The organism is Nocardioides szechwanensis (assembly GCF_900103935.1).
GTDB classification, from domain to species: domain Bacteria; phylum Actinomycetota; class Actinomycetes; order Propionibacteriales; family Nocardioidaceae; genus Nocardioides; species Nocardioides szechwanensis.
The window spans coordinates 21,085-43,279 of the sequence record NZ_FNIC01000007.1 but is presented as its reverse complement, the minus strand read 5'-3'; the positions used below and the strand labels follow the sequence as shown (position 1 = coordinate 43,279).

Sequence of the window (22,195 nt, the reverse complement as noted above, 5' to 3'; positions counted from 1 at the left end):
TAATTCGGCGGCGTCACCGCGACTGTGCTTTAGTCGAATCTCGTGCCCGCCTCTCGGTGAAGTTCCGAGCTGTGGGCACCGTCCCTGTCATCAACAGCAAAGGATCAGCGCTGTGGCAGATCATCGCCACAAGCGGGACGCCAATGCCCGCCGCACGCCCCGCGCCGTCGTCGTCGCCGGCCCGCTCGCCTTCCTGGCGACCGCCTCAGTGGTCACCCTCGGCGTCATGACCGGCGATCCCGCCAGCAGCACCGAGAAGCCGACCGCGGCTCCCACGTCGGTTGCGACCAGCGCGGCCGCTGCCGCCGGCAAGCGCAGCGAGAGCGTCAGCCGGTCCGGCTCGCGCGGTGAGCTGGCCAGCCTGCTCTCCAAGAGCGAGATGATGATGTCGAGCGAGTCGACGCGCCAGGCGATCAAGAACGCCAAGACGCGCCTGTGGACCGCCACCACCCTCAACCTCTGGGCCGAGCCGGGCAAGAAGGCCCGCCAGGTCGGCGAGGTCGAGACCGGCGAGAAGGTTCTCGTCACCGGCCGCAGCCTCTACGGCCGCGAGGAGATCGTCCTCGACGGCAAGTCGCGCTGGGTGACCGCCGGCTACCTCTCGGCCGAGAAGCCCGAGGAGGGCCCGACCCTCGGTGGCGCCTGCACCAACGGATCCTCCGTGGCGAGTGGCGTCAGCCCCAACATCGTCGCCGTGCACCAGGCCGTCTGCGCCAACTTCCCCGAGATCACCGTCTACGGCACCTTCCGCAGCGACGGCGAGCACTCGCAGGGCATCGCGGTCGACATCATGGTGTCGGGCGACCGCGGCTGGGAGGTCGCGGAGTTCGTCCGCGCCAACTACGCCGCGCTCGGCGTGAGCTACCTGATCTACTCGCAGAACATCTGGTCGGTGGAGCGCTCCGGCGAGGGCTGGCGGCCGATGTCGGACCGGGGTTCGACCACGGCCAACCACTACGACCACGTGCACGTCACGACGTACTGAGGTAGACGACCGCGCGCCTGCCCGGCACCGGATTCATGCAGGGCGCCTTTACCTGCGTGCCAGACTGCGCCGCATGCCCCGTGACCGCGTGCTCGCCATCATCCAGGCCGGCGGCGCCGGCGGCCGGATGGACGTCCTCACCCGCGAGCGGGCCAAGCCCGCGCTGCCGTTCCTCGGGGTCTTCCAGCTGGTCGACCTGCCACTGTCCAACCTGACCCACAGCGGCGTCAGCGAGGTCTGGCTGTCGGTGCAGTTCCAGGGCGGGACGCTCGAGGAGCAGGTCGCCAACGGCCGCCCGTGGGACCTCGACCGCTCGCGCGGAGGGCTGCGGCTGCTGATGCCCGAGGAGGGCACCGGGAGCCTCGACGAGGAGGGGTTCGCCAAGGGCAACGCCGACGAGCTGTTCCGGATCCGCGACGAGATCGCGTCGTTCGCGCCCGACGTACTGCTCGTGATGAGCGCCGACCACGTCTACCGCCTTGACTACGCCGACGTCATCGAGACCCATCGGCGCACCGGGGCGGAGTGCACGGTGGTCACCACCGAGGTCCCGATCGAGGACGCGAGTGACCACGCCACCGTCGAGACCGACGCCGACGGCCTGGTCACCGGCTTCGACTACAAGCCCGAGAAGCCGACGACCGGCACCATCGCCACCGAGGTCTTCGCCTACGACGCCAAGGTGCTGGTCGAGGTGTTGGAGGACCTGCACCGCGAGCTGGGCGGCGACAGCGACTCCGGCGACTCCGGCCTCGAGGACTTCGGCGACCACCTGCTGCCTCGGCTCGTCGAGCGCGGCCGCACCCACGCGCACGCGCTCGACGGTTACTGGCGCGACCTCGGCCAGCCGCACCTCTACCTGCGCGCCCACCAGGACTTCCTCACCGACGACCACGACGTCCTGGGCCACGCGGACTGGCCGATCCTCACCCGCCAGCCGCAACGCGCCCCGGCCCGCTTCCTCGACGGCGCCGACGTGGCCGACAGCCTGGTCAGCCCCGGCGCCACGGTCGCGGGCGTCGTACGACGCAGCGTCCTCGGCCCGGGCGTGGTGGTCGAGGCCGGCGCCGAGGTCCACGACAGCGTGGTGTTCCGCGACAGCGTCGTCCGCGCGGGGGCACAGGTCCACTGGAGCATCGTCGACACCTTCTGCGAGATCAGGACCGACGCCCGCGTCGGGGAGGCCGGCGTCGCCGGCACGGACGACTCCGACGTGGTCACGCTGGTCGGTCGTGGATCGACCGTCGGAGCCGGGGTCTCGCTCTCCGCGGGCGCCCGGCTCGAGCCGGGCACCAGCGCCTGAGCACCGGACAGTCGGGGCAGCGGACTAGTCTCGCGCCGATGGACCCTCTGGACCTGTACGACGACAGCGCGCGCGAGCGCGTCGTCGACGAGCCGCCGAAGCGAGTGGACGCCCCCGTGCGCACACCGTTCGAGCGCGACCGCGCCCGCGTGGTCCACGCGGCCGCGTCCCGACGGCTCGCGGCCAAGACCCAGGTGGTGGGGCCGCAGACCGACGACTTCACCCGCAACCGGCTGACCCACAGCCTCGAGGTGGCCCAGGTGGCCCGCGACCTGTCGCGTGCCCTCGGCAGCGCGCCCGACCTGGCCGAGACCGCGGCGCTCGCCCACGACCTCGGCCACCCGCCGTTCGGCCACAACGGCGAGCGGGTGCTCGCCGACCTGAGCGAGGAGTGCGGGGGCTTCGAGGGCAACGCCCAGACGCTGCGCCTGCTCACCCGGCTGGAGTCCAAGACCTTCGACGCCGACGGCCGCTCGGTGGGCCTCAACCTGACCCGCGCCACCCTCGACGCCTGCACCAAGTACCCTTGGCCGCGCGGCTCCGGACCCGACCCGGCCAAGTTCGGCGTCTACGCCGACGACGAGCCGGTGTTCACCTGGCTGCGCAAGGACGCGCCCCCGGCCCGTCGTTGCCTCGAGGCGCAGGTCATGGACCTCGCCGACGACGTCGCCTACTCCGTCCACGACGTCGAGGACGGCACCGTCGCCGGGCGGATCGACCTGACCGCGCTCGACCAGCCGGCCGTGTGGGCGACCGTGCGCGCCTGGTACCTCCCCGACGCCACCGACGACGAGCTCGACCACGTGCTGGCCGGGCTGCGCACGCAGGGCAGCTGGCCGACCACGCCGTACGACGCCTCCAGGCGCAGCCTGGCCGCCCTCAAGAACCTCACCAGTGACCTGGTCGGCCGCTTCTGCGGCGCGGTGCAGCACGCGACGCTCGAGTCCGGCGAGGGCCCGTTCGTCCGCTACGCCCGCGACCTCGTGGTGCCGGAGGAGACCCGGCTCGAGATGGCGGTGCTCAAGGGGATCGCCGCCCACTACGTCATGGAGGCGCCCGACCGGCTCGCCGCGATGGAGCTCGAACGCGAGCTGTTGGCCGAGCTGGTCGCCATCCTGGCGTTCCGCGCGCCCGGCGCGCTGGAGCGCCCGTTCGCCGACGACTGGGACGCCGCCGGCGACGACGCCGCCCGGCTGCGGGTCGTCATCGACCAGGTTGCGTCGCTCACCGACGCCAGCGCCGTGGCGTGGCACACCCGCCTGAGGCGGCGGGCATGAGCGAGCCCCTGGTGTGGCTCCCCTTCGATCCGGACCTGCTCGGGGACCCGCCCGCGGGCCTGCGCTACGAGGTCGTCGACCCGCGCGAGCAGGTGCCCGCCTCGGTCTCCGAGGTCGCGTTCTACGTGCCGCCCTACGCGATGGGGCCGGAGGTCGGGACGGTGCTGCCCGCGATGACCTCGCTGGAGGTGGTGCAGACCCTCTCGGCCGGCGTCGACAACGTGCGGCCCCTGGTCCCCGAGGGGGTGACCCTGTGCAACGGCCGTGGCATCCACGACACCTCCACCGCCGAGCTGGCCCTCACGCTCGTGCTGGCCTCGCTGCGCGGCATCCCGGAGTTCGTGCGCGCACACGACCAGCGGGCCTGGTCGCCGCAGTGGCGACCGGCGCTCGCCGACAAGCGGGTGCTGCTCGTCGGCCACGGGGCGATCGGGCAGGCGATCGAGCGGCGGCTGCTGCCCTTCGAGGTCGACGTCACGCGGGTCGCCCGCACCGCGCGCGACGGCGTTCACGCGATCGAGGAGCTGCCCGACCTGCTGCCCCACGCCGACGTGGTGATCCTGATCGTGCCGCTGACCGACGAGACCCGCGGGCTCGTCGACGCCGCGTTCCTGGACCGGATGAAGGACGGCGCGCTGCTGGTCAACCTGGCCCGGGGCGCGGTCGTCCGCACCGACGACCTGGTGGCCGCGCTCCACACCGGCCGGATCACCGCCGCCGTCGACGTCACCGAGACCGAGCCGCTGCCCGCCGACAGCCCCCTCTGGGCGGCTCCCGGGCTGCTCATCTCGCCCCACGTCGGCGGCGCCAGCAGCGCGATGTGGCCGCGCGCGCACCGCCTCGTGCGCGACCAGCTCCACCGCTACGCAGCGGGTGAGCCGCTGTGGAACATCATGTCCGGCGACTACTAGGTCCCGACTAGGATCACCACGTGGCAGGCCGGATCCGCGAGGACGACATCGCAGAGGTGCGCGAGAAGGCTCGCATCGACGAGATCGTGTCGTCGTACGTCACCCTCCGCAACGCCGGCGGCGGCTCCATGAAGGGGCTGTGCCCCTTCCACGACGAGAAGTCCCCGTCGTTTCACGTAACCCCGAGTCGCGGGTTCTTTCACTGTTTCGGCTGCCAGGAAGGCGGCGACGTCATCACCTTCCTGATGAAGATCGACGGCCTCTCCTTCGCCGAGTCGGTCGAGCGGTTGGCCGACAAGGTCGGGGTGGTGCTGCGGCGTGAGGAGGGCGACGAGCGCGACGAGCGGCCCAAGGGTCCGCCGCGGCAGCGGCTGATCGAGGCCAACCGGGTGGCCGCGGAGTTCTACGCCGAGCAGCTGCAGACGCCCGACTCGGCGTCCGGGCGGCAGTTCCTGCTCGAGCGGGGCTTCGACCAGGAGGTGGCCGAGCGGTTCGGCATGGGCTTCGCGCCCCGTGACGGCGAGGCGCTGCTGCGTCACCTGCGCGGCCGCAGCTTCAGCCAGGACGAGATGGTGGGCGCCGGGCTGGTCGCGATCGGGCGCTCGGCCTACGACCGGTTCCGTGGGCGGCTGCTGTGGCCGATCCGCGACGCGAGCGGCGACACCATCGGCTTCGGCGCGCGCCGGATCTTCGACGACGACAAGATCGACGCCAAGTACCTGAACACCCCCGAGACCCCGCTCTACAAGAAGAGCCAGGTCCTCTACGGCATCGACCTCGCTCGTCGCGAGATCGCCCGCTCCTCCCAGGCCGTCGTGGTCGAGGGCTACACCGACGTGATGGCCTGCCACCTCGCCGGGGTCGGCACCGCGGTCGCGTCCTGCGGCACGGCGTTCGGCGAGGAGCACACCCGGGTGCTGCGGCGGTTCCTCCACGACCACGAGGAGTTCCGCGGCGAGGTCATCTTCACGTTCGACGGCGACCAGGCCGGCCAGAACGCCGCGCTCAAGACCTTCGCGGGCGACCAGAACTTCGTCTCCCAGACCTACGTCGCCGTCGAGCCGGACGGTCTCGACCCGTGCGACGTACGCATCAAGAAGGGCGACGCGGCTGTGCGCGAGCTGGTCGCACGTCGGGTGCCGCTCTACCGGTTCGTCCTCACCAACGTGGTCAGCAAGTACGACCTCGACCGCGCCGACGGCCGCATCGACGCGCTGCGCGAGAGCGCCCGCCTGGTCGCCTCGATCCGCGACCAGTCCAAGGTGACCGCGTTCGCGCAGGAGATCTCGAAGATGATCGGCGCCGACGTCGACACCAACGCCGTCCTGAGCGAGGTACGACGTGCCGCCAACCGCCCGGCGGCGCGGCCCGACGACCGCGCGCAGCAGCGCCGAGGCGAGCGGCCGGCACCGGTCGAGGCACCCACCCGGCCGGCCCTGCCCGACCCGCGTCACCCCCGGTTCTCGATCGAGCGCGAGACCCTCAAGCTGGTGATCCAGCACCCGATGGCGATCGGCCGGGCCACGGCCGACATCGGGCCCAACGACTTCACCCACCCGACCTACCGCGGTGTCTGGGAGCTCGTCGACGCCGCCGGGGGACTGGTCGCGGGCGCGGCCGACCCGGGCTGGTCGACCAAGCTGCGTGACGCCGCCACCGACCCCGACGTGTCCTCGGCGATCAGCGCCCTCGGCGTCGAGCCGCTGATGAGGGAGCCCGACGCCCAGTACGTCGGGTCCTACGTCTTCAAGCTGCTCGAGCTGACGGCCCAGCGCCGGATCGCCGACGTGAAATCGCGCCTGCAGCGCACCAACCCCGTCGAGCACCCGGCCGACTACAACAAGATGTTCGGTGAGCTGGCCGCGCTCGAGCAGCACCGCCGGACCCTCCGCGACCGGATGGCGGGCACCGAGTGAGCCCGCTGAGACCCCCTCGACTGGGCCGCGAGCAGCCGGACCTCGCCGTCGCCCCGGGGGAGAAGCTGCTCGCCTGGGCCACCGACGCCGAGGGCGCGGTCGTGGGCGGCACCCGCGACGCGCTCTACCTCCCGGGCCGCCGGATCCCCTGGGAGCAGGTGGAGGCCGCCGACTGGGACCGCGACACGTCCGTGCTCACGGTCAGCGAGGTCGGCACCTGGGGGCAGACCCGACCCCAGCAGTCGGTGACCCTCGACCAGCCCGGCAGCCTGCTCGAGCTCGTGCGCGAGCGGGTCACGGCCAGCATCGTGCTCCAGCGCCACGTCGCCTTGCGCGGGCGTCGCGGGGTGCGGGTGGTCGCGCGCCGGGCCCCGCACAGCACCGGCGAGCTGGCGTGGTTCCTCGAGTACGACGAGGGCGTGGACCCCGACGATCCGGCGGTCCGCACCGCCGTCGACGAGGCGCTCGCCGCCGCCCGCGGTGAGGTCGTCGTCGACTGACCCGCACGGCCTATCCCGATTTCGACCACGCCGCCGCCCTTGCTAATGTGTGCGCGCTGTCCAGAGATGGTCGGCGTGATCCCCTGTAGCTCAGCTGGCAGAGCGCTTGACTGTTAATCAGGATGTCGTTGGTTCGAGTCCAACCGGGGGAGCAGGAGACGGGTCCGACCGGCGCGAGCGGGTCGGACCCGTTGTCTTTGCCGAGCACAGAACCCGTGACGGGGCGTCGTACCTTTAGGATTTCCTGACGGGGATCACAGCACGGCGCAACCTGATGACGGGCGCCGTCGCCGGCGGCTTGCTCACCGCCGGCATCACACCGGCCGAAGCGGCGACGGGAGCGGCCTTGCTCCCGGCCCGCAAGCTCAAGCCAGGAGACCTCGTCGTCGGGCCGCGCTCGACCGTGGTCCGGGTGGCCTCGCGGCAGCGGCTGGCCAACGGCCGGCAGCGCATCCGCTACACCCACCCGACCACCGGGCAGGCGACGCCGTTCGACGCGGCCTCCGACCGCAACGGCTTCGAGTCGGGCCGCAAGTTCGCGGTCCTGCTGCGGGGAGTTGGCATCGACACGGTCCGGCTGACCGGCAGTAGTCCCCAGGTCATCGACGGAGGGACCCCCTGATGGCCGACGTGATCAAGTTCCGCCACGGTACCTCCGCGCAGTGGGCCGCCGCCGACCCCGTGCTCCAGGCCGGGGAGCCCGGCTTCGAGACCAACACCGGGCGCCACAAGATCGGCGACGGCTCGAGCGTGTGGCGCGACCTGCCCTACTTCCACTACGAGCCCGCACTCGACGACTGGTACGCCGCCCACCCGCCGACCTACGTCACCGAGACGCCCGGCGGGCTGGTCGTCAACGTCCAGGACGCCGCCTACGGCGCCAAGGGTGACGGCGAGACCGACGACACCGCGGCGATCCAGAAGGCCCTCGACGCCACCGCGGGCGGCGGCGTCTGCTACTTCCCGCCCGGCACCTACCTCGTCCGCTCGGGCAACCCCAGCATCCTGGTGGGGAGCAGCAAGGTCACCTTCCACGGCGGCGGCAGCCCCAACATCGGCTCCGCCGTCTACGCCTCCAACAGCAGCAGCGCCCAGCGCAACATCTGGGTGCGTGGCTGCCGGTTCGAGGCCTTCATGCCCGGCCAGACCGCGCCGGCGTACGCCGCGGTCTACGTCTGGACCTCCGACGGCGTCCACGTCGAGGACAACGAGTTCGTCGGCTGCGGGCGGGCGGTCACGATCGACCAGCCCGACGGCGTGGCCCGCGTGGTCGGCAACCGGGTGACCTCATCCGACCCCGAGCTGATGGCCACCGGCATCTTCATCCGCCGCGCCAACGGCGCCTCGCAGTCCGAGGTCCTGGTCTCGGGCAACTACGTCTCCGGGGCCCGTCTCGACCCGGGCGGCGTGGGCGCCGAGGGCCACGGCATCGCGGTGTTCCGCTGCCAGGACGTGCAGGTCACCAGCGACCACCTCCAGGGCAACCGGCGCGGCATCCTGGTGTCCAACCAGTGCTTCGGCGCGATCGTGCAGGGCAACACCTGTGTCGACAACTCCGACGCCGGCATCCGCTGCGAGCCGGAGATCTCGGCCACCGACGTCACCGTCGGCACCGACCTCCAGCGCGGCATCACCGTCATCGGCAACGTCTGCCGCAACAACGCCAACGACCCGAGCATCGGCGCCCCCGGTGGTGCCAACAGCGGCATCGGCATCGCGATGTCGTACGCCGCGGGCTCGACCGTCTCGGGCAACACCGTCCACCACAACACCGGCGACGGCATCTTCTGCGACTCCGACCGGGTCGCGATCATCGGCGACATCGTCTACAGCAACTTCACCGGCTACACCTCCGACCCCACGACGGGCCGGCGCGGCGGGATCCGGATCATCGTCGGCAGCGGCCGCACGGTGATCGGCATCCAGTGCTTCGACAACCAGTCACCGAAGACCCAGCACTACGGGCTGTCGATGTCGGGCACCGCCGCCCACCTCGTGCACGGCAACAACTTCGCCGGCAACGCGACCGGCGAGGTGTTCGGCGCCGACAAGATCCAGGACGGGTTTCTTCGGGGTCACCCCCGTCGCCCGCCGACCCAACCCCGGCACCGCCAACGGGCTCAACGACACCCAGGTGCTCAACAACCTGGTCACCTGCGCCAGCTCGGCCTGGTCCTGTAGCGCTACTCGTCGCCGGCCCAGCCCATCGGGAACACCTCGAACGGCGCGGCGAACGCGACCCCCAGGCGCTGGCCGGCCTGACGGGCGAAGCCCTCCAGGAACTCCCGGGCGTCGAAGTGCTCCCAGCCGAGCCCGTCGATGTAGGCGCTGTGCGCCTCGAGCGAGGCCACCCCGGCGTCGAAGGTGTCGGTGGTGTCCACGCCGTGCGTGGCGTCCGGCGACCCCGCGGCCCAGACCTCACGTACGCCGCCCCAGGGCTCCAGGCCGTCGCCCAGCTGGTCGTTGAACACCCAGCGGTTGCCCGCGTCGCGTACGGCGTCCAGCACCGCGCGGCCGACCGCGATGTGGTCGGCCTGGTTGAGGTTGCGGCCGCCGAAGGTGTCGCGGAAGTTGCCGGTGACCACGATGTCGGGCCGGAACCTGCGGACCTCGAGGGCGATGGCGCGCCGCAGGTCCACGCCGTACTCCAGGACGCCGTCGGGGAACCCGAGGAAGCTCACCTCCGGGACGCCGACGATCCGCGCCGACTCGATCTGCTCCGCCTCGCGCACCCCGCGGCACTGCTCCGGCTCCATGGCGTCGATGCCGGCCTCACCGCTGGTGACCATGCAGTAGGCGACGGTCTTGCCCTGCTCGGTCCAGCGGGCCACGGCGGCGGCGCTGCCGAACTCCAGGTCGTCGGGGTGGGCGACCACGCACAGGGCGCGCTCCCAGTCCTCGTTGAGTGGCTCCAGTGGTGCCGGTGCGGGCGGGGTGGTCGTCATGCCGCGAGCATGCCAGCGGCGCCCTGATGCGTCGAGTGACGTGCGGGGCCGGTGAAATCCCCCCTCACCCCGGCCCCGCACGTCACTCGACGCGAGGGCCACAACCGAAACCGACCTCTTCCGGGAAGCCGGTGCTATTTTTGCGCTGTTCGGCCACCGGCCGACCGCCCACACCCACTCCTGCTCGACGGGGTCGACCATGCCCGAGGCCACCAGCGGTGCCCGCCGTGGTGTGCGGCGCGCCACCCGGCCGGCCCGCACCTGGCCGAGCCTGCGTCGCTCCGGTGGCACCCGCGCGCTGAGACGTGACCGACGGCGTACGCACGGGCTCCCGGGCACGCTCGGCCTCACCCTGCTCGGCGCCCTGCTGCCCGGCTCCGGCTACCTGTACGCCGGACGCCGCGCCGCGGGCGTGGTGGTGCTCGGCGCCTGGCTGGCCCTCCTGGTCGGCATCGCGTGGTACTTCGGCCGCGACGTGCGGACGGCCATCGACTTCGCCTTCGACCCGACCCGCCTCAAGATCGCCGCCGCCGTCCTCGGGCTCGGCTTCCTGGTCTGGGCGTTCGTGGTCTTCACGTCCTACCGCCTGGTCCGCCCCGCCTCCCGGCCGCGCTCGCACACCGTCGTCGGCAACGTCGTCGTCGCGACCCTGTGCCTGGCCGCCGTCGCACCCGCGACCTACGCCGCCCGGTCCGCGCTCGCCACCGCCGACGCCGTCGAGAAGGTCTTCGACGACAACCAGAGCGCGACGATCCCCACGGGCGTGACCAAGGAGGACCCCTGGGCGGGCACCGACCGCGTCAACGTGCTGCTGCTGGGCGGCGACGGCGGCGAGGGCCGCACCGGGGTCCGCACCGACACGGTGATCCTGGTCAGCATGGACACCCACACCGGCAAGACGGTGATGTTCAGCCTCCCGCGCAACATGATGTACGCCGAGTTCCCCGAGGACAGCCCGCTGCACGACGTCTACCCCGACGGCTACGGCCGGGGCAGCACCGAGGACCCCGGCTTCTTCATGCTCAACGCCATCTACGGCCAGGTCCCCGAGCGGCACCCGGGCATCCTCGGCAAGAGCGACAACGAGGGCGCCGACGCGGTCAAGCAGGCGGTCGAGGGCAGTCTCGGGATCCCCGTCGACTACTACCTCCTGGTCAACCTGGCCGGCTTCCGCGAGGTGGTCGACGCCATGGGTGGGGTCACGGTCAACATCAACGAGCCGGTGGCCATCGAGGGCAACACCGACGCCGGCATCCCGCCGATCGGCTACCTCGAGCCGGGCCCCGACCAGCACCTCGACGGCTACCACGCGCTGTGGTTCGCGCGGGGGCGCTACGGCTCCGACGACTACGCCCGCATGGAGCGCCAGCGCTGCATGGTCGACGCGCTGGTCGAGGCGGCCAACCCGATGAACCTGCTCACCCGCTACCTCGACCTGGTCAAGGCCGGCGAGGACATCATCTACACCGACATCCCGCTCGACGTCGCCCCGGCGTTCGTCGACCTGGCGCTCGAGGTCAAGGGCGCCAAGGTGAAGTCCGTGGTGTTCAAGACCTCGGAGCAGTTCTTCTCCGGCGACCCGGACTACGACTACGTGCGCGAGACAGTGGAGAAGGCGCTGCACCCGCCGGCGCGCAAGCCGGGTGCGCCCAAGCCACCCAAGACCTCCGACGACACCGAGGACGCCTGCGCCTACAACCCCGAGGGCAGCACGGTCACGGCCTCCGAGTGAGCCCCGGCAGCACTCGGCGCAGCCGCTCGACCAGACCGTCGTACGCCCAAGCGGCGACGACGCCGACCGCCAGCGAGGCCCCGATCGCGAGGACCGGGTGGCCGGCGGCCTCGAGCCCGGGGTAGACCTGCCAGTGGGTGAGGTAGACCCACAGGGACGCGCCGGCGACCACGCGCAGGGGCGCGGCCAGGCCCCGCGGCACCGGGACCGGCCGGGCCCACAGGAGCAGCACCACCGAGGCCAGCACCAGCAGCTCGCGCTGCCCGTCGGCGAAGAAGCCGGCCAGCCCGACGAGCGCGGTGACGGCGACCAGCAGTCGCTGAGAGTGCGTCCGGGCCTCGGCGGCCGCCCAGCCCAGGGCCGGCACCCAGAGCACGGCGCCGACGGCGTACTTCTCGGTGCCCTCCGCCTCGACGCCGACGAGGGCGTAGCGCGCGGCCAGCGCCGCGAGCGTCACCGCCAGCGCGAACGCGAACGGGTGTCGCTGGTGCCGGCGGCGGACAGCCGGGAGCGCGAGCAGCGCGGCGACGCCGAGGTAGGCCCACACCAGGGCCTCCAGGAACCAGAAGTGCCAGTCGGGACTCCACCGGTCGTCGCCCACGATCCCGTTGAGGAACAGCGCGGTCGTCGGTCGGTAGGCGCCGGTGACCAGGGCGCAGCCCCCGATCCACAGCGCCGCGGGGACCGCCACGCCGGCGAGCGCCGCCAGCACCCGCCGGGTGCGGACCGCGGGGTGCGCGGCCAGGGTGAACCGGGCGAGGTTGTAGCCCGCGACCGCGAGCAGCACGTGCGCGCCGCCCAGCACGAGCCAGATGTCGGTGTGGCTGACCAGGATCATCAGCAGGGCGAGCGCGCGCAGCACCACCGCGGTGTCCACCGGGGCGGTGAAGCGGCGTCGGCACCGTCGCTGCCCGGCAAGCTCCTCGATGCTCGACGAGGGCCACTGCGCCGGCAGGTGACCGAGCCGCCGGCCGAGGTGGGTCGAGACCTCCACGAACGACAGCGAGTCTCCGCCGAGGCTGACGAAGCTGTCGGCCGGCGTCGCGTCGGGACGGCCGAGCGCCACGGCGAACAGGCTGCGCAGGGAGTCGACGCTCGACTCGCCGTCGTCGGTCCGGGCGGCCAGGCGCTCGCTCTCCTCCGCCTGCCGGGTCAGGGCGGCGTAGTCGCACTTGCCGGTGGTGGTCAGCGGGAGCTCCGCCAGCGGGTGCACGCGGACCGCCCCCACCGGCAGGGACGCGAGGCCGGTCAGCTTCTTGCGTACGACGGCCGCGCGCCGTGGACGGTCGACGAACGCGTGCAGGCAGTCACCGACGGCGACGAGCCGGGTGGTGTCGCCGGTGTCGTGGAGCAGGCGCTCGAGCCGCTCGAGGTCGAGGCGCAGCCCGAAGACCTTGGCGTGGCGGTTGAGCCGCCCGGTGAGCTCCCAGAGCCCGTCCGGTGCCTGGCGGGCGAGGTCGCCGGTGTGGAGCTCGGTCAGCTCGGGGCCGAGCGCGAGGTCGGCGACGCAGTCGGCGTAGCCCATCATCACGTTGGGGCCGGTGTAGACGAGCTCGCCGACCTCGGGCTCCCCGGGGGTCTGCACCAGGCCGGGGACCGGGGCGAGGGTGAAGGTGCCGCCCGGCACGGGCCTGCCCACGGCGGTGGGTCGGGTCGCGGCAAGGTCCGGTGGCAGGTAGGCCATCCGCGCGGTGGCCTCGGTCTGGCCGTACATGACGAAGAGGTCCCAGCCGCGTCGGCGGCCGAGCTCGGCGTAGCGGCTGACCGTGGCCGGCGCCATCCGGCCGCCGGCCTGCGTGACGTAGCGCAGGTGCGGCAGGTCGCGCTCCTCGAAGCCGCTCGCGTCGAGCAGGTCGAACGTGTAGGGCACGCCGGCGAAGCTGGTGGCGCGCTCGCGGGCGGCGAGGTCCCAGAAGCACTCGTCGGTCACGGACAGGTCGGTCAGGACGACCGTGGCGCCGTTGGCGAGGTGGCTGTTGAGTACCGACAGGCCGTAGCAGTAGTGCAGCGGGAGCGAGGTCAGCGCACGGTCGTCGGGGCGGATGCGCAGGTAGTCGGCGATGCTGCGGGCGTTGGCGAGCAGGTTGGCGCGGGACAGCCGGACCACCTTGGGCGACCCGGTCGAGCCGGACGTCGACAGCAGCAGCGCGAGGTCCTCGTGCAGGTCCGGCTCGGCGGCGTGGGCATAGCGCGCGACGAGCTCGTCCTGCTGGGCGCGGGTGCCGACGGGGACCAGGAGCACCGGATGGCGGGCGGCGAGCGCCGCCAGGTAGCCGATGACGGTGCGCAGGTCGTTGGCCGCCTCGAGCAGCACGACCCGTCGGCGAGGTCCCAGCTCGCGGGCGGCGTCGACGACCGCCGCACCCAGCTCGCCGTACGTCAGGGAGCCCTCGGGGCAGACCAGGGCGAGGTCGTCGGCGCGGCCGCCGAGGAGGAAGAGATCGGTGTCGAGGCCGGGCTCGAGGCTGGGGGAGCCGACCGGCGGGAACGCGAGGGTGGTCACCGGGCGTGTCCGGGGAACGCCACCACGTCTCCGTCGACGAGTACGCCGACGCGGTCGCCGGTGAGCGGGATCGCACCGGCCGGGGTGCGGGCCGTGAGCACCTCGCCGGTGTCGAGGCGCACCCGGATCGTGGCGTCGTGGCCGAAGAAGCTCACATCGAGGACCGTCGCGGTGGTGCCGAGGGTGGTGTCGGCCGAGACCCGCACCTGCTCGGCGCGCACTGCGAGGACGACGGGTCCGGCGGGCAGCTCGCCCCGGGCCCGCACGGCGCCGAGGGGGCACTGGGCGACCTGGTCGGGGCCCAGGGTGCCGGTGAGCATGACGGCGTGGCCGAGGAAGGCCGCGACGGCCTCGTCGGCGGGGGAGAGGTAGACGTCGGCCGGAGCCGCGATCTGGAGGAAGCGGCCCTCGGCCATGACCGCGACCTGGTCGGCGAGCGAGAGCGCCTCGCCCTGGTCGTGGGTCACCAGCACGCCGGCGGCCTTGCTCGCGCGCAGGGCGCGCGCGACCGCCCGCCCGGTCTCCTCCCGCAGCCCGGCGTCGAGCGACGAGAACGGCTCGTCGAGCAGGACCAGTGCGGGGCGCGCGGCCAGCGCGCGGGCGAGTGCTACCCGCTGCTGCTGCCCGCCCGAGAGCTGGTGGGGGAACCGGTCGGCCAGGTCGCGGGGCAGCTCGACCAGCTCGAGCATCTCGTCGATGCGCACCGAGTGACGGCGCTCTGCGCGCGGCAGCCCGAAGCCGATGTTGGCGGCGACGGTGAGGTGCGGGAAGAGCGCGCCCTCCTGCGGCACGTAGCCGATGTTGCGGCGGCGCGGGGGCACCGCGCGTCCGGCGCCGGCCACCTCCCGGCCCGCGATCGACACGGTCCCGGAGTCGGGCGCCAGGAAGCCCGCGACCACGCGCAGCAACGTGGTCTTGCCGCAGCCCGACGACCCCAGCACGGCGGTCACTCCCTCGGTCACGGTGAGGTCGACGCCGCGCAGCACCGGCCCGGCGCCGTACGACGCCGTGACGCCGCTGACCACGAGCGCGCTCATCGGGTGCCTCCCGAGGTGGCCGGGCCGAGAGTGACCTGGCCCAGCAGCCAGGTGGCCGGGATCGACAGCAGGATCAGCACGAGCGCGTAGGGCGCCGCAGCGCCGTAGGCCACCGACGACGCGTCGGACCAGAACTGCGTCGACAGCGTCGTCGTCCCGATCGGGGAGAGCAGCAGGGTCGCGGTGAGCTCCGTCGAGACCGCCAGCGAGACCAGGGCGACCGACGCGGCCAGGCCGGGGGCGATCAGCGGCAGGGTCACGCGCGCGCCGGCGCCGGCCGCGGAGCAGCCGAGCGACCGGGCGACGTCCTCGAGCACCGGCGGTGCGAGCTCGAGCGTGGACCGGACGCCGACCAGGGCGCGGGGCAGGAACAGGATCGCGTAGCCCACCAGCAGCACCGGCATGGTCTGGTAGAGCGACGGCACCCCCCGGATCGACACCGTGACCAGGGCCAGCGCCACCACGATGCCGGGCATCGCGCTGGTCGTGTAGGTGCTGCGCTCGACGAGCGTGGTCAGCCAGCCGCGGTGCCGGATGGCCAGCCAGGCGACCGGCAGCGCGGCGGCAGTCGCCAGCAGTCCGCCGGCCGCGGCCAACCCGACCGTGGTGGTCGCCGCCGAGGTGAGGGCCGGGAGGTCGAGGGCGGTCGAGCTGCCCCGGACCAGCCACCGGGTCAGGCTGAGGAGGGGTACGCCGAGGGAGAGGGCGGCCGTGCCGACCAGCAGGGCGACGACCGCGGGGCGGCGTCGGCCGAGGACGATCCGGGGCGCGGGCCGGTTGGCGCCCGCGCCGACACGTGAGTGGCGGCGCCGTCCGCGCAGCAGCACCTCGAGTCCCAGCAGCACCAGGCAGAAGACCACGAGCACGGCGGCGAGCAGGGTGGCCGCCGGGCCGTTGAAGGCGGCGCCGTACTGCTGCATGATCGCGGTCGTCAGGGTCGGGTAGTTGAGCAGCTGCAGGGCGCCGTACTCGGCCAGCAGGTGGAGGCCCACGAGCAGCGATCCGCCCAGCACGGCCGGGCTGATCGCCGGCAGCACGATCCGGGTGAAGATCTGGGCCGGCCTGTGGCCCAGGGACGCACCGACCTCCTCGAGGCTCGGGTCGAGCCGGCGGAGCGCGGCGACGGTGGGCAGGTAGACCAGCGGGTAGTAGGACAGGCTGACGACCAGCACCGCACCCCAGAAGCTCTGGACGGCGTGGGTGGTCGAGACCCAGCCGTAGCCGTTGACGAACGCGGGTACGGCGAGTGGTGCGCACAGGACGCCGTGCCACCAGGTGCGCCCGGGCAGGTCGCTGCGCTCGACCAGCCAGGCGCCGCCGACCCCCAGCAGCGCACTCAGCGCGACGCCCGCGACGAGCAGGCGGGTGGTGTTCCACAGCAGCTCGCCGATCCGGGGGCGGGCCAGGAAGTCGTAGGCCTCGGTGGGCCCGAGCTCGGCGGAGGAGAAGAGGACGTAGCCCAGCGGGACCAGGCTGACCGCCGCGACCAGGATGCCGACGACCAGGAGTGGGAGCGGCGCGCCCGTACGGCCCGTCCTGCTGTTGCCGGTGCGCGGGTCGTCTCGGACGGGGGGTCGTTCGCGCGTGGCGGTCTCGCTCAGAGGAAGCCGACCTCGGTCATCAGCTCGACGACCGTCTCGCCGTCGAGGTCCGAGACGTCGACGACGGGCGGCTGGAGCTCGCTGAGGGGCTTGACCGGGGGCGCGAGCTGCACGGCCGGGTTGAGCGGGTACTCCAGGGCGTAGCTGTCGGCGAGGGCCTGCTGGCCGACCTCACCGGTGAGGAACTCGAGGAACTTCTCGGCGTCGTCCTGCTTCTCACTCGACGCGAGGATGCCGGCGCCCGAGACGCTCACGAACGCGCCGGGGTCCTGGCTGCCGAAGAAGTGCAGCTCGCTGTTGTCACTGACCTCGCCGGACTCGGCCTGGTCGCGGTACCAGTAGTAGTGGTAGATGATCCCGACCTCGGACTCGCCGGCGTTGACCGACTCGAGCACGACGTTGTTGCCGTCGTAGACGGTGCCGTTGGCCTTGATCCCCTCGAGCCAGGCGCGGGTGGCGTCCTCGCCCTCGAGCTCCAGGACCCCGGCCACGATCGCCTGGAAGTCGGCGCCCGTGGGGGAGAAGGAGATCCGGCCGTCCCACTCGGGCTCGGCCAGGTCGAGGATCGAGAGCGGCAGCTCGGCGGGGTCGACCAGGTCGGTGTTGTAGACCAGCACGGTCGAGCGCGCCACGAAGCCGGTCCACAGGCCGCTCGCCGGGCGGTACTGCTCCGGGATCGGGGACAGGACGCTCTCGGGCAGCTCGGTGAACAGGCCCGCCCGCTCCACCTGCGACATCGCGGGGGAGTTCTCGGTGAGGAACACGTCGGCCGGCGACGCGTCGCCCTCCTGCACGAGCTGCGCGGCGAGCTCGAGGTCCTTGCCGCTGCGCAGCTTGACCTCGATCCCGGTCTCCTCGGTGAACTTCGGCGCCAGCTCCTCGAGCAGCTGCTCGTGCTGGGCGTTGTAGACCGTGATCGACGGACCGTCGTCGTCCGAGGTGCAGCCGACGGTGGCCAGGGACAGGGCCGAGGCGAGGACGAGGAGGAGAGGCGCGCGCTTCATGGGACCTTCACAGTTAGGGATGCCTCACCATACCGAGGAAGGTCCCTCGCCCGGAACTCGCGCTCCCCCCCTGGCGATAGGGTCGGCATCCGCCGGCTCGCCCGGCACGGGGCGGTAGCTCAGTCGGTCAGAGCAGAGGACTCATAATCCTTGGGTCGTGGGTTCGAGCCCCACCCGCCCCACGAGAGTTTGCGCAGGTCAGCGGCTTGCGGTTGTCGAGCGTTATGGATCTCTGCCGCCTCGCTGCTAAGAAACTGCTAACCCGCCAGTCGAACAGGCGTGCGTGCTCGGGTGCGCGCCCACCGGCAAGCACCCCAAACTGCCTGTCGGAAGACGTCGACGGCGCTGGTGTCGTCGTCTGGGATCACGTCGGCGTACACATTGAGCGTCACCGAGGGGTCCTTGTGCCCGAGTCGCTTGGCAACGACGTGAACGGGCACCTTGTCCCGCAGCAGGATGGTCGCGTGAGTGTGCCGTAGTTCGTGGACGATCAACTTGGGCAGGACGGGTGCCGGTTCGTCTGAGCCTCGCCCTGACTGTCGGGCAGCCGCGTTCTTGTTGGCCGTCGCTTGCGCCCTGGCGAAGGTCTTGGTTATGTAGTCAGGCAGGATCGGTCGGCCATCAGGCCAGAGGAATACGGTCGAGTCGCGGTCTGCGTAGCCCGGTCCGAACGCCAGACGCTCGGCGGCGGTGACCGCTCTCCACGCCCGCAGGGCCGAGCCGAGCTCGGCGTCGATGGCCACCGTCCGACGCTCGTGGTTCTTCGGGGTGGTTGTGACCCTCTCCTGCTTCAACTGGGTGGTGGATCGCCCTACGAAGATCGTCCCAGCGTCGAGGTCTATGTCGTCCCAGCGGAGACCGGCAACCTCGCCTCGCCGCATCCCGGTCGACGCCAGGGTCTGCCACAGAGGAGTCCATCGGTCTTCTGAGACGTCGTCGAGGAAGGCTGCGAGTTGTGTCCCCGTCCACGTGGTGTGCTTCGGCTTCCCGTCGCGCTTGGCCATCTTGGAGCCGATGACAGGATTGACAGTGATCACGCGCTCGACCACGGCGTCTTCCATCGCCTTACGCAGTACAGCGCGGGCGAACTCGACAGTTCGTGGAGCCAGCGGCTTCCCGTCCTTCCCGCCGCTCGCCTTCATCTCCCGCCACGCGACCGACAGGCGGCTCGGCGAAAGTGCCTGGACCCGCTCGTGGCCCAGTGCGGGCACGAGGTATAGCCGGATCTTGTCGCGGTACGTCTTCGCGGTGGACGGCTTCAACTCCACCTCGTGGCCGTCCATCCAACGGTCTAGCCACGCGGCGACCGTCAGGTCTTGGGGGGCGACGTAGGTGCCGCTGTTGACGCTGTGACGGGCGGCATCCCGGGCTTCCTTTGCCGCCCTGCGAGTCGGGAACCCGCCTACCCACCGCTGCCTCTTCTTGCCGGTCGCGGTGTTGGGCTCGTAGATGACGTAGGAGAACGTCTTCCCTCGCTGGATGACGCCGTCCTTCATCTTGCCCGTCATTGCCGATCCTCTTTCGGGGGTAGATAGCCGCGCTCTCTGCACGTCTCGATCCAGCGGTACGCCGTGCTTCGGTTGATCCCGATGGAGGCCGATGTACGAGTCACCGCACCGCGACCGGCCAGTTGCTGCTTGGTCAGCTCACGCGCGAACGAGGCGAGCTCCTGGTCTGAGGGAGGGGACGCCCCCCGGCCACGAGGGCGCAGGGGCACTGCCTCGCCTGCCTCGCTCAACCTGGCCGTCCAGGCGTCCTCAGAAGCCTGCATCTGATCGAGGACGCGGAGGGTGGAGTAGTGGTCCTCCGCTTCGGCGTCTGTCATGTCGCCGGCCGGGAGGCCCTCGAAGTGCTCGTGTGCGTCACTCAACCGCTCTACGGCCCTCGGCCGGTATGACGCAAAGGCGGCCTCGATAGCCTGAATGCGGGGCTCTCGCAGGAGCCGGGCCTCCAGTGGTCGCCCGCTGTCGAACTGGAGCCCAGTCAGTCGGAAGGTCCCGCCCACGAGTGCGAACTTGACCTCGAGGACGTCGCTGAGGCCACCGCCTCGCACCCTGAGCCACTCTCCACCGGCAGACCGGTCATCGAACTCGTAGTCACTGCCCTCGACGCTGGTCCATCGGGATGCATTCAGGTCCATGATGAACGACCGTAGTGAGCGTCACCGTGGAATGCAACAACTCTGCACAGTGTCTCGTTTCATGCACCAATCATGAAACGCGACGAACGTGCGGAGCTGTTGCTTTTATGGTCCGGGACGGCTGAAGTCGTCTCCATGAGTACAACAAGCAACCTGCGGGCCGAGGTTCGATCCGGACGCCGGCTACTGGATCAAGACGACAAGAGAGAACTTCGAGTTCGAGCCGGGGTGTCCTGCAGTCGGCTGGCCGACATGCTCGAGTTGAGTCCACGGACGTGGTGTACGACGGGCACTGCCTGAGCGTGGCGTTCTGACACCAGGACGGCCACCGCGTGATCCTTCAGAAGACCTGCGAAAGCACGACTGAAGGAGTCACCACGATGACCGTCGACCCCAACTCTATTGACCTGCCCGCGTTCATGGCCGAGCACCTGCAGCGCGCCGAGCCCGACCTGCTCCGCAACATGCTCTCCACGTTCGTGCAGGCGTTGATGTCGGCCGAGGCCGACGCGATCTGCGGCGCCGGCTACGGGGAGCGCTCGGCGGAGCGGGTCAACTCCCGCAACGGGTACCGGACCCGCGACTTCGACACCCGCACCGGGACGATGGAGGTCGCGATCCCCAAGCTGCGCGAGGGCTCCTACTTCCCGGATTGGCTGCTCGAGCGCCGGCGGCGGGCGGAGCGGGCGCTGACCACGGTGGTCGCGACCTGCTACCTGCTCGGGGTCTCGACCCGGCGGATGGAGAAGCCGATCGAAACTTGGGCATCACCCGGCTGTCGAAGTCGCAGGTCTCGGCGATGGCCAAAGAGCTCGACGCCCACGTCGAGGACTTCCGGACCCGGCCCCTGGACCAGGGCCCGTACACGCTCCTGGCCGCGGACGCCTTGACGATGAAGGTCCGCGAGGGCGGACGGGTCCTCAACACCCACGTCCTGGTCGCGACCGGCGTCAACGCCGACGGGCACCGCGAGATCCTCGGCCTCGACATCTGCTCAGCCGAGTCCGAGGCCGGCTGGCTGACCCTGTTCCGCGGCCTCAACGCCCGCGGCCTGTCCGGCGTCAAGCTGGTCACCTCCGATGCCCACTCCGGCCTCGTCGCGGCCCTGGGCGCGACGCTAGAGGGCGCGACGTGGCAGCGGTGCCGCACCCACTACGCCGCCAACCTGATGGCGATCTGTCCCAAGCACGCCTGGCCCGGAGTGAAAGCGATGCTGCACTCGGTCTATGACCAGCCCGACGCCAAGGCCGTGCACGCCCAGTTCGACAAGCTCCTCGACACCGTGGCCGACAAGCTGCCCCAGGTCCACGACCATCTCGAGGAAGCCCGCGCCGACATCCTCGCCTTCACCGCGTTCCCCAAGGAGATCTGGCGCCAGATCTGGTCCAACAACCCCCAAGAGCGGCTCAACCGCGAGATCCGCCGCCGCACCGACGTCGTCGGGATCTTCCCCGACCGCACCTCCGCGATCCGCCTCATCGGAGCCGTCCTGGCCGAGCAACACGACGACTGGATCGAAGGCCGCCGCTACCTCGGACTCGAGGTCCTGGCCCGCTCCCGCATGGCCCTGATCAACACCACCGAGACCACCATGCAGAAGGAGGACCTGACACCCGCCGCGCTCACTGCCTAGAGTGCAACCACCGGATCACGCGGTGGGCCCCTTCATCCACCACGACCGTGGACTTGACCCAAAGTAGAGCGAGTCGAAACGGACGGTGCGATTACGGCTGGCTCGAACCCGCCGTCGATGCGAACTGTCCATTTCGTCCATGCGGCAACGCTAGCAAGACAAGGTGCCGTAGTGAGTCAGACATCCGGCAAGCAGACCAGCCAACCCCCCGGGTTATTGCGCCTGCTCCAGCGCAAGGATGCCTGGCGGTCGCCTGGCCGGCTCTTACGATGATGACACCGATGTCATCGCATTTCTTGGACGTTCGTCACGCGCGCGGTGGACCGGATTCCGCAAGAAGCCGGGGGCGCTATGTGCGGAATCGGTCGTTGATCGCCGTTGGAGGTGGAGAAGCCGCTGCGGCGCGCCGTTGATGCACGGCGAAGACGATGCGAGCCAGTCCGCGGGCGTCTTCGTCAGAGAGAGGCGGCACGTCTGCCGGGCCGATGAAGGCGAAGGGCGAAGGCGGGCAGGAACGGCGGCTCGGTGTGCTGCATGTCGACGGACCCGTCGCGAGGAGCAGGACGTGACTCTGGCCAACATGGGGGTTACGGTCGGTAACGAGTCATGAACGAGTGTTGGTGCCGGATGGCGGAAGCGACGGCTCAGGGGAAGTCAATGAACTCGACTCGCTCAAAGCGGAACTCGGCCGCGACACCTTCCCAGGCA

General features: G+C 71.3%; 16 protein-coding genes, 2 tRNA genes and 1 pseudogene. 12 read left to right on the top strand and 7 right to left on the bottom strand.

What is annotated here, in order from left to right:
• Nucleotides 1-112: 112 nt before the first annotated feature.
• The 9 genes from BLR90_RS15930 (at nt 113) to BLR90_RS15890 (ending at nt 9,073) form a co-directional block, all read left to right on the top strand.
• A complete protein-coding gene (locus BLR90_RS15930) occupies nt 113-985 on the top strand; it encodes a VldE C-terminal domain-containing protein (protein WP_091026223.1) in 873 nt (290 codons plus the stop codon).
• Between the two features lie 73 nt (nt 986-1,058).
• A complete protein-coding gene (locus BLR90_RS15925) occupies nt 1,059-2,288 on the top strand; it encodes a glucose-1-phosphate adenylyltransferase family protein (protein ID WP_091026222.1) in 1,230 nt (409 codons plus the stop codon).
• A 38-nt stretch (nt 2,289-2,326) separates the two neighbouring features.
• Nucleotides 2,327-3,565, top strand: coding sequence for a deoxyguanosinetriphosphate triphosphohydrolase (locus BLR90_RS15920; RefSeq protein ID WP_091026221.1), 1,239 nt, complete (start codon nt 2,327-2,329; stop codon nt 3,563-3,565).
• Nucleotides 3,562-4,476: a 2-hydroxyacid dehydrogenase gene (locus tag BLR90_RS15915; RefSeq protein WP_091026430.1), complete on the top strand. Its 915-nt coding sequence runs from the start codon at nt 3,562-3,564 to the stop codon at nt 4,474-4,476. Before BLR90_RS15920 ends, BLR90_RS15915 begins: the two co-directional genes overlap by 4 nt.
• 20 nt (nt 4,477-4,496) lie before the next feature.
• A complete protein-coding gene (gene dnaG, locus BLR90_RS15910; RefSeq protein ID WP_091026220.1) occupies nt 4,497-6,392 on the top strand; it encodes a DNA primase in 1,896 nt (631 codons plus the stop codon).
• Nucleotides 6,389-6,892 (top strand): hypothetical protein, encoded by a 504-nt coding sequence (locus BLR90_RS15905; RefSeq protein ID WP_091026219.1) that lies wholly within the window; start codon nt 6,389-6,391, stop codon nt 6,890-6,892. The genes dnaG and BLR90_RS15905 overlap by 4 nt, the downstream gene beginning before the upstream one ends.
• Nucleotides 6,893-6,971: 79 nt before the next feature.
• Nucleotides 6,972-7,044 (top strand) — tRNA-Asn (locus BLR90_RS15900).
• 122 nt (nt 7,045-7,166) lie between these two features.
• On the top strand, nt 7,167-7,514 hold the full coding sequence (locus BLR90_RS15895; RefSeq protein WP_091026218.1) for a hypothetical protein: 348 nt from the start codon (nt 7,167-7,169) through the stop codon (nt 7,512-7,514).
• Entirely contained in the window at nt 7,514-9,073 is a 1,560-nt protein-coding gene (locus BLR90_RS15890) for a glycosyl hydrolase family 28-related protein (protein ID WP_091026217.1), read from the top strand. The genes BLR90_RS15895 and BLR90_RS15890 overlap by 1 nt, the downstream gene beginning before the upstream one ends.
• A 2-nt stretch (nt 9,074-9,075) precedes the next feature.
• On the opposite strand, the gene BLR90_RS15885 is transcribed toward BLR90_RS15890, so the two are convergent.
• Nucleotides 9,076-9,837, bottom strand: a complete 762-nt coding sequence (locus BLR90_RS15885) for a PIG-L deacetylase family protein (protein ID WP_091026216.1) — start codon at nt 9,835-9,837, stop codon at nt 9,076-9,078.
• A 199-nt stretch (nt 9,838-10,036) separates the two neighbouring features.
• On the opposite strand from BLR90_RS15885, the gene BLR90_RS15880 reads away from it, so the two are divergent.
• Nucleotides 10,037-11,569 carry an LCP family protein gene (locus tag BLR90_RS15880; protein WP_091026215.1) on the top strand — a complete coding sequence of 511 codons (1,533 nt, stop codon included), beginning with the start codon at nt 10,037-10,039 and terminating at the stop codon, nt 11,567-11,569.
• Here BLR90_RS15880 and BLR90_RS15875 read toward each other — a convergent pair.
• The 4 genes from BLR90_RS15875 to BLR90_RS15860 all read right to left on the bottom strand — a co-directional run bounded on the left by BLR90_RS15875 (nt 11,553) and on the right by BLR90_RS15860 (nt 17,714).
• Nucleotides 11,553-14,072, bottom strand: coding sequence for an AMP-binding protein (locus tag BLR90_RS15875; protein WP_091026214.1), 2,520 nt, complete (start codon nt 14,070-14,072; stop codon nt 11,553-11,555). The genes BLR90_RS15880 and BLR90_RS15875 overlap by 17 nt on opposite strands.
• On the bottom strand, nt 14,069-15,109 hold the full coding sequence (locus BLR90_RS15870) for an ABC transporter ATP-binding protein (RefSeq protein ID WP_091026213.1): 1,041 nt from the start codon (nt 15,107-15,109) through the stop codon (nt 14,069-14,071). The genes BLR90_RS15875 and BLR90_RS15870 overlap by 4 nt, the downstream gene beginning before the upstream one ends.
• On the bottom strand, nt 15,106-16,398 hold the full coding sequence (locus BLR90_RS15865; protein ID WP_342706601.1) for an ABC transporter permease: 1,293 nt from the start codon (nt 16,396-16,398) through the stop codon (nt 15,106-15,108). The genes BLR90_RS15870 and BLR90_RS15865 overlap by 4 nt, the downstream gene beginning before the upstream one ends.
• Nucleotides 16,399-16,706: 308 nt before the next feature.
• Nucleotides 16,707-17,714 carry an iron ABC transporter substrate-binding protein gene (locus BLR90_RS15860; RefSeq protein ID WP_091026211.1) on the bottom strand — a complete coding sequence of 336 codons (1,008 nt, stop codon included), beginning with the start codon at nt 17,712-17,714 and terminating at the stop codon, nt 16,707-16,709.
• A 108-nt stretch (nt 17,715-17,822) separates the two neighbouring features.
• On the opposite strand from BLR90_RS15860, the gene BLR90_RS15855 reads away from it, so the two are divergent.
• Nucleotides 17,823-17,896: transfer RNA gene (locus BLR90_RS15855), tRNA-Ile, on the top strand.
• Between the two features lie 75 nt (nt 17,897-17,971).
• Here BLR90_RS15855 and BLR90_RS15850 read toward each other — a convergent pair.
• On the bottom strand, nt 17,972-19,222 hold the full coding sequence (locus tag BLR90_RS15850) for a tyrosine-type recombinase/integrase (protein WP_091026210.1): 1,251 nt from the start codon (nt 19,220-19,222) through the stop codon (nt 17,972-17,974).
• Nucleotides 19,219-19,854, bottom strand: coding sequence for a hypothetical protein (locus BLR90_RS15845; RefSeq protein WP_091026209.1), 636 nt, complete (start codon nt 19,852-19,854; stop codon nt 19,219-19,221). Before BLR90_RS15845 ends, BLR90_RS15850 begins: the two co-directional genes overlap by 4 nt.
• A 380-nt stretch (nt 19,855-20,234) precedes the next feature.
• Between BLR90_RS15845 and BLR90_RS15840 the strand changes: the two are divergent.
• Nucleotides 20,235-21,487 (top strand): annotated as a pseudogene (locus BLR90_RS15840) (IS256 family transposase).
• Nucleotides 21,488-22,195: the final 708 nt, after the last annotated feature.

Coding starts and splice junctions, on each gene's coding strand:
- BLR90_RS15895 (WP_091026218.1), top strand. CDS start 7,167: ATGACGGGCGCCGTCGCCGGCGGCTTGCTCACCGCCGGCATCACACCG.
- BLR90_RS15880 (WP_091026215.1), top strand. CDS start 10,037: ATGCCCGAGGCCACCAGCGGTGCCCGCCGTGGTGTGCGGCGCGCCACC.
- BLR90_RS15915 (WP_091026430.1), top strand. CDS start 3,562: ATGAGCGAGCCCCTGGTGTGGCTCCCCTTCGATCCGGACCTGCTCGGG.
- BLR90_RS15845 (WP_091026209.1), bottom strand. CDS start 19,854: ATGGACCTGAATGCATCCCGATGGACCAGCGTCGAGGGCAGTGACTAC.
- BLR90_RS15925 (WP_091026222.1), top strand. CDS start 1,059: ATGCCCCGTGACCGCGTGCTCGCCATCATCCAGGCCGGCGGCGCCGGC.
- BLR90_RS15885 (WP_091026216.1), bottom strand. CDS start 9,837: ATGACGACCACCCCGCCCGCACCGGCACCACTGGAGCCACTCAACGAG.
- BLR90_RS15920 (WP_091026221.1), top strand. CDS start 2,327: ATGGACCCTCTGGACCTGTACGACGACAGCGCGCGCGAGCGCGTCGTC.
- BLR90_RS15870 (WP_091026213.1), bottom strand. CDS start 15,109: ATGAGCGCGCTCGTGGTCAGCGGCGTCACGGCGTCGTACGGCGCCGGG.
- BLR90_RS15890 (WP_091026217.1), top strand. CDS start 7,514: ATGGCCGACGTGATCAAGTTCCGCCACGGTACCTCCGCGCAGTGGGCC.
- BLR90_RS15860 (WP_091026211.1), bottom strand. CDS start 17,714: ATGAAGCGCGCGCCTCTCCTCCTCGTCCTCGCCTCGGCCCTGTCCCTG.
- BLR90_RS15850 (WP_091026210.1), bottom strand. CDS start 19,222: ATGACGGGCAAGATGAAGGACGGCGTCATCCAGCGAGGGAAGACGTTC.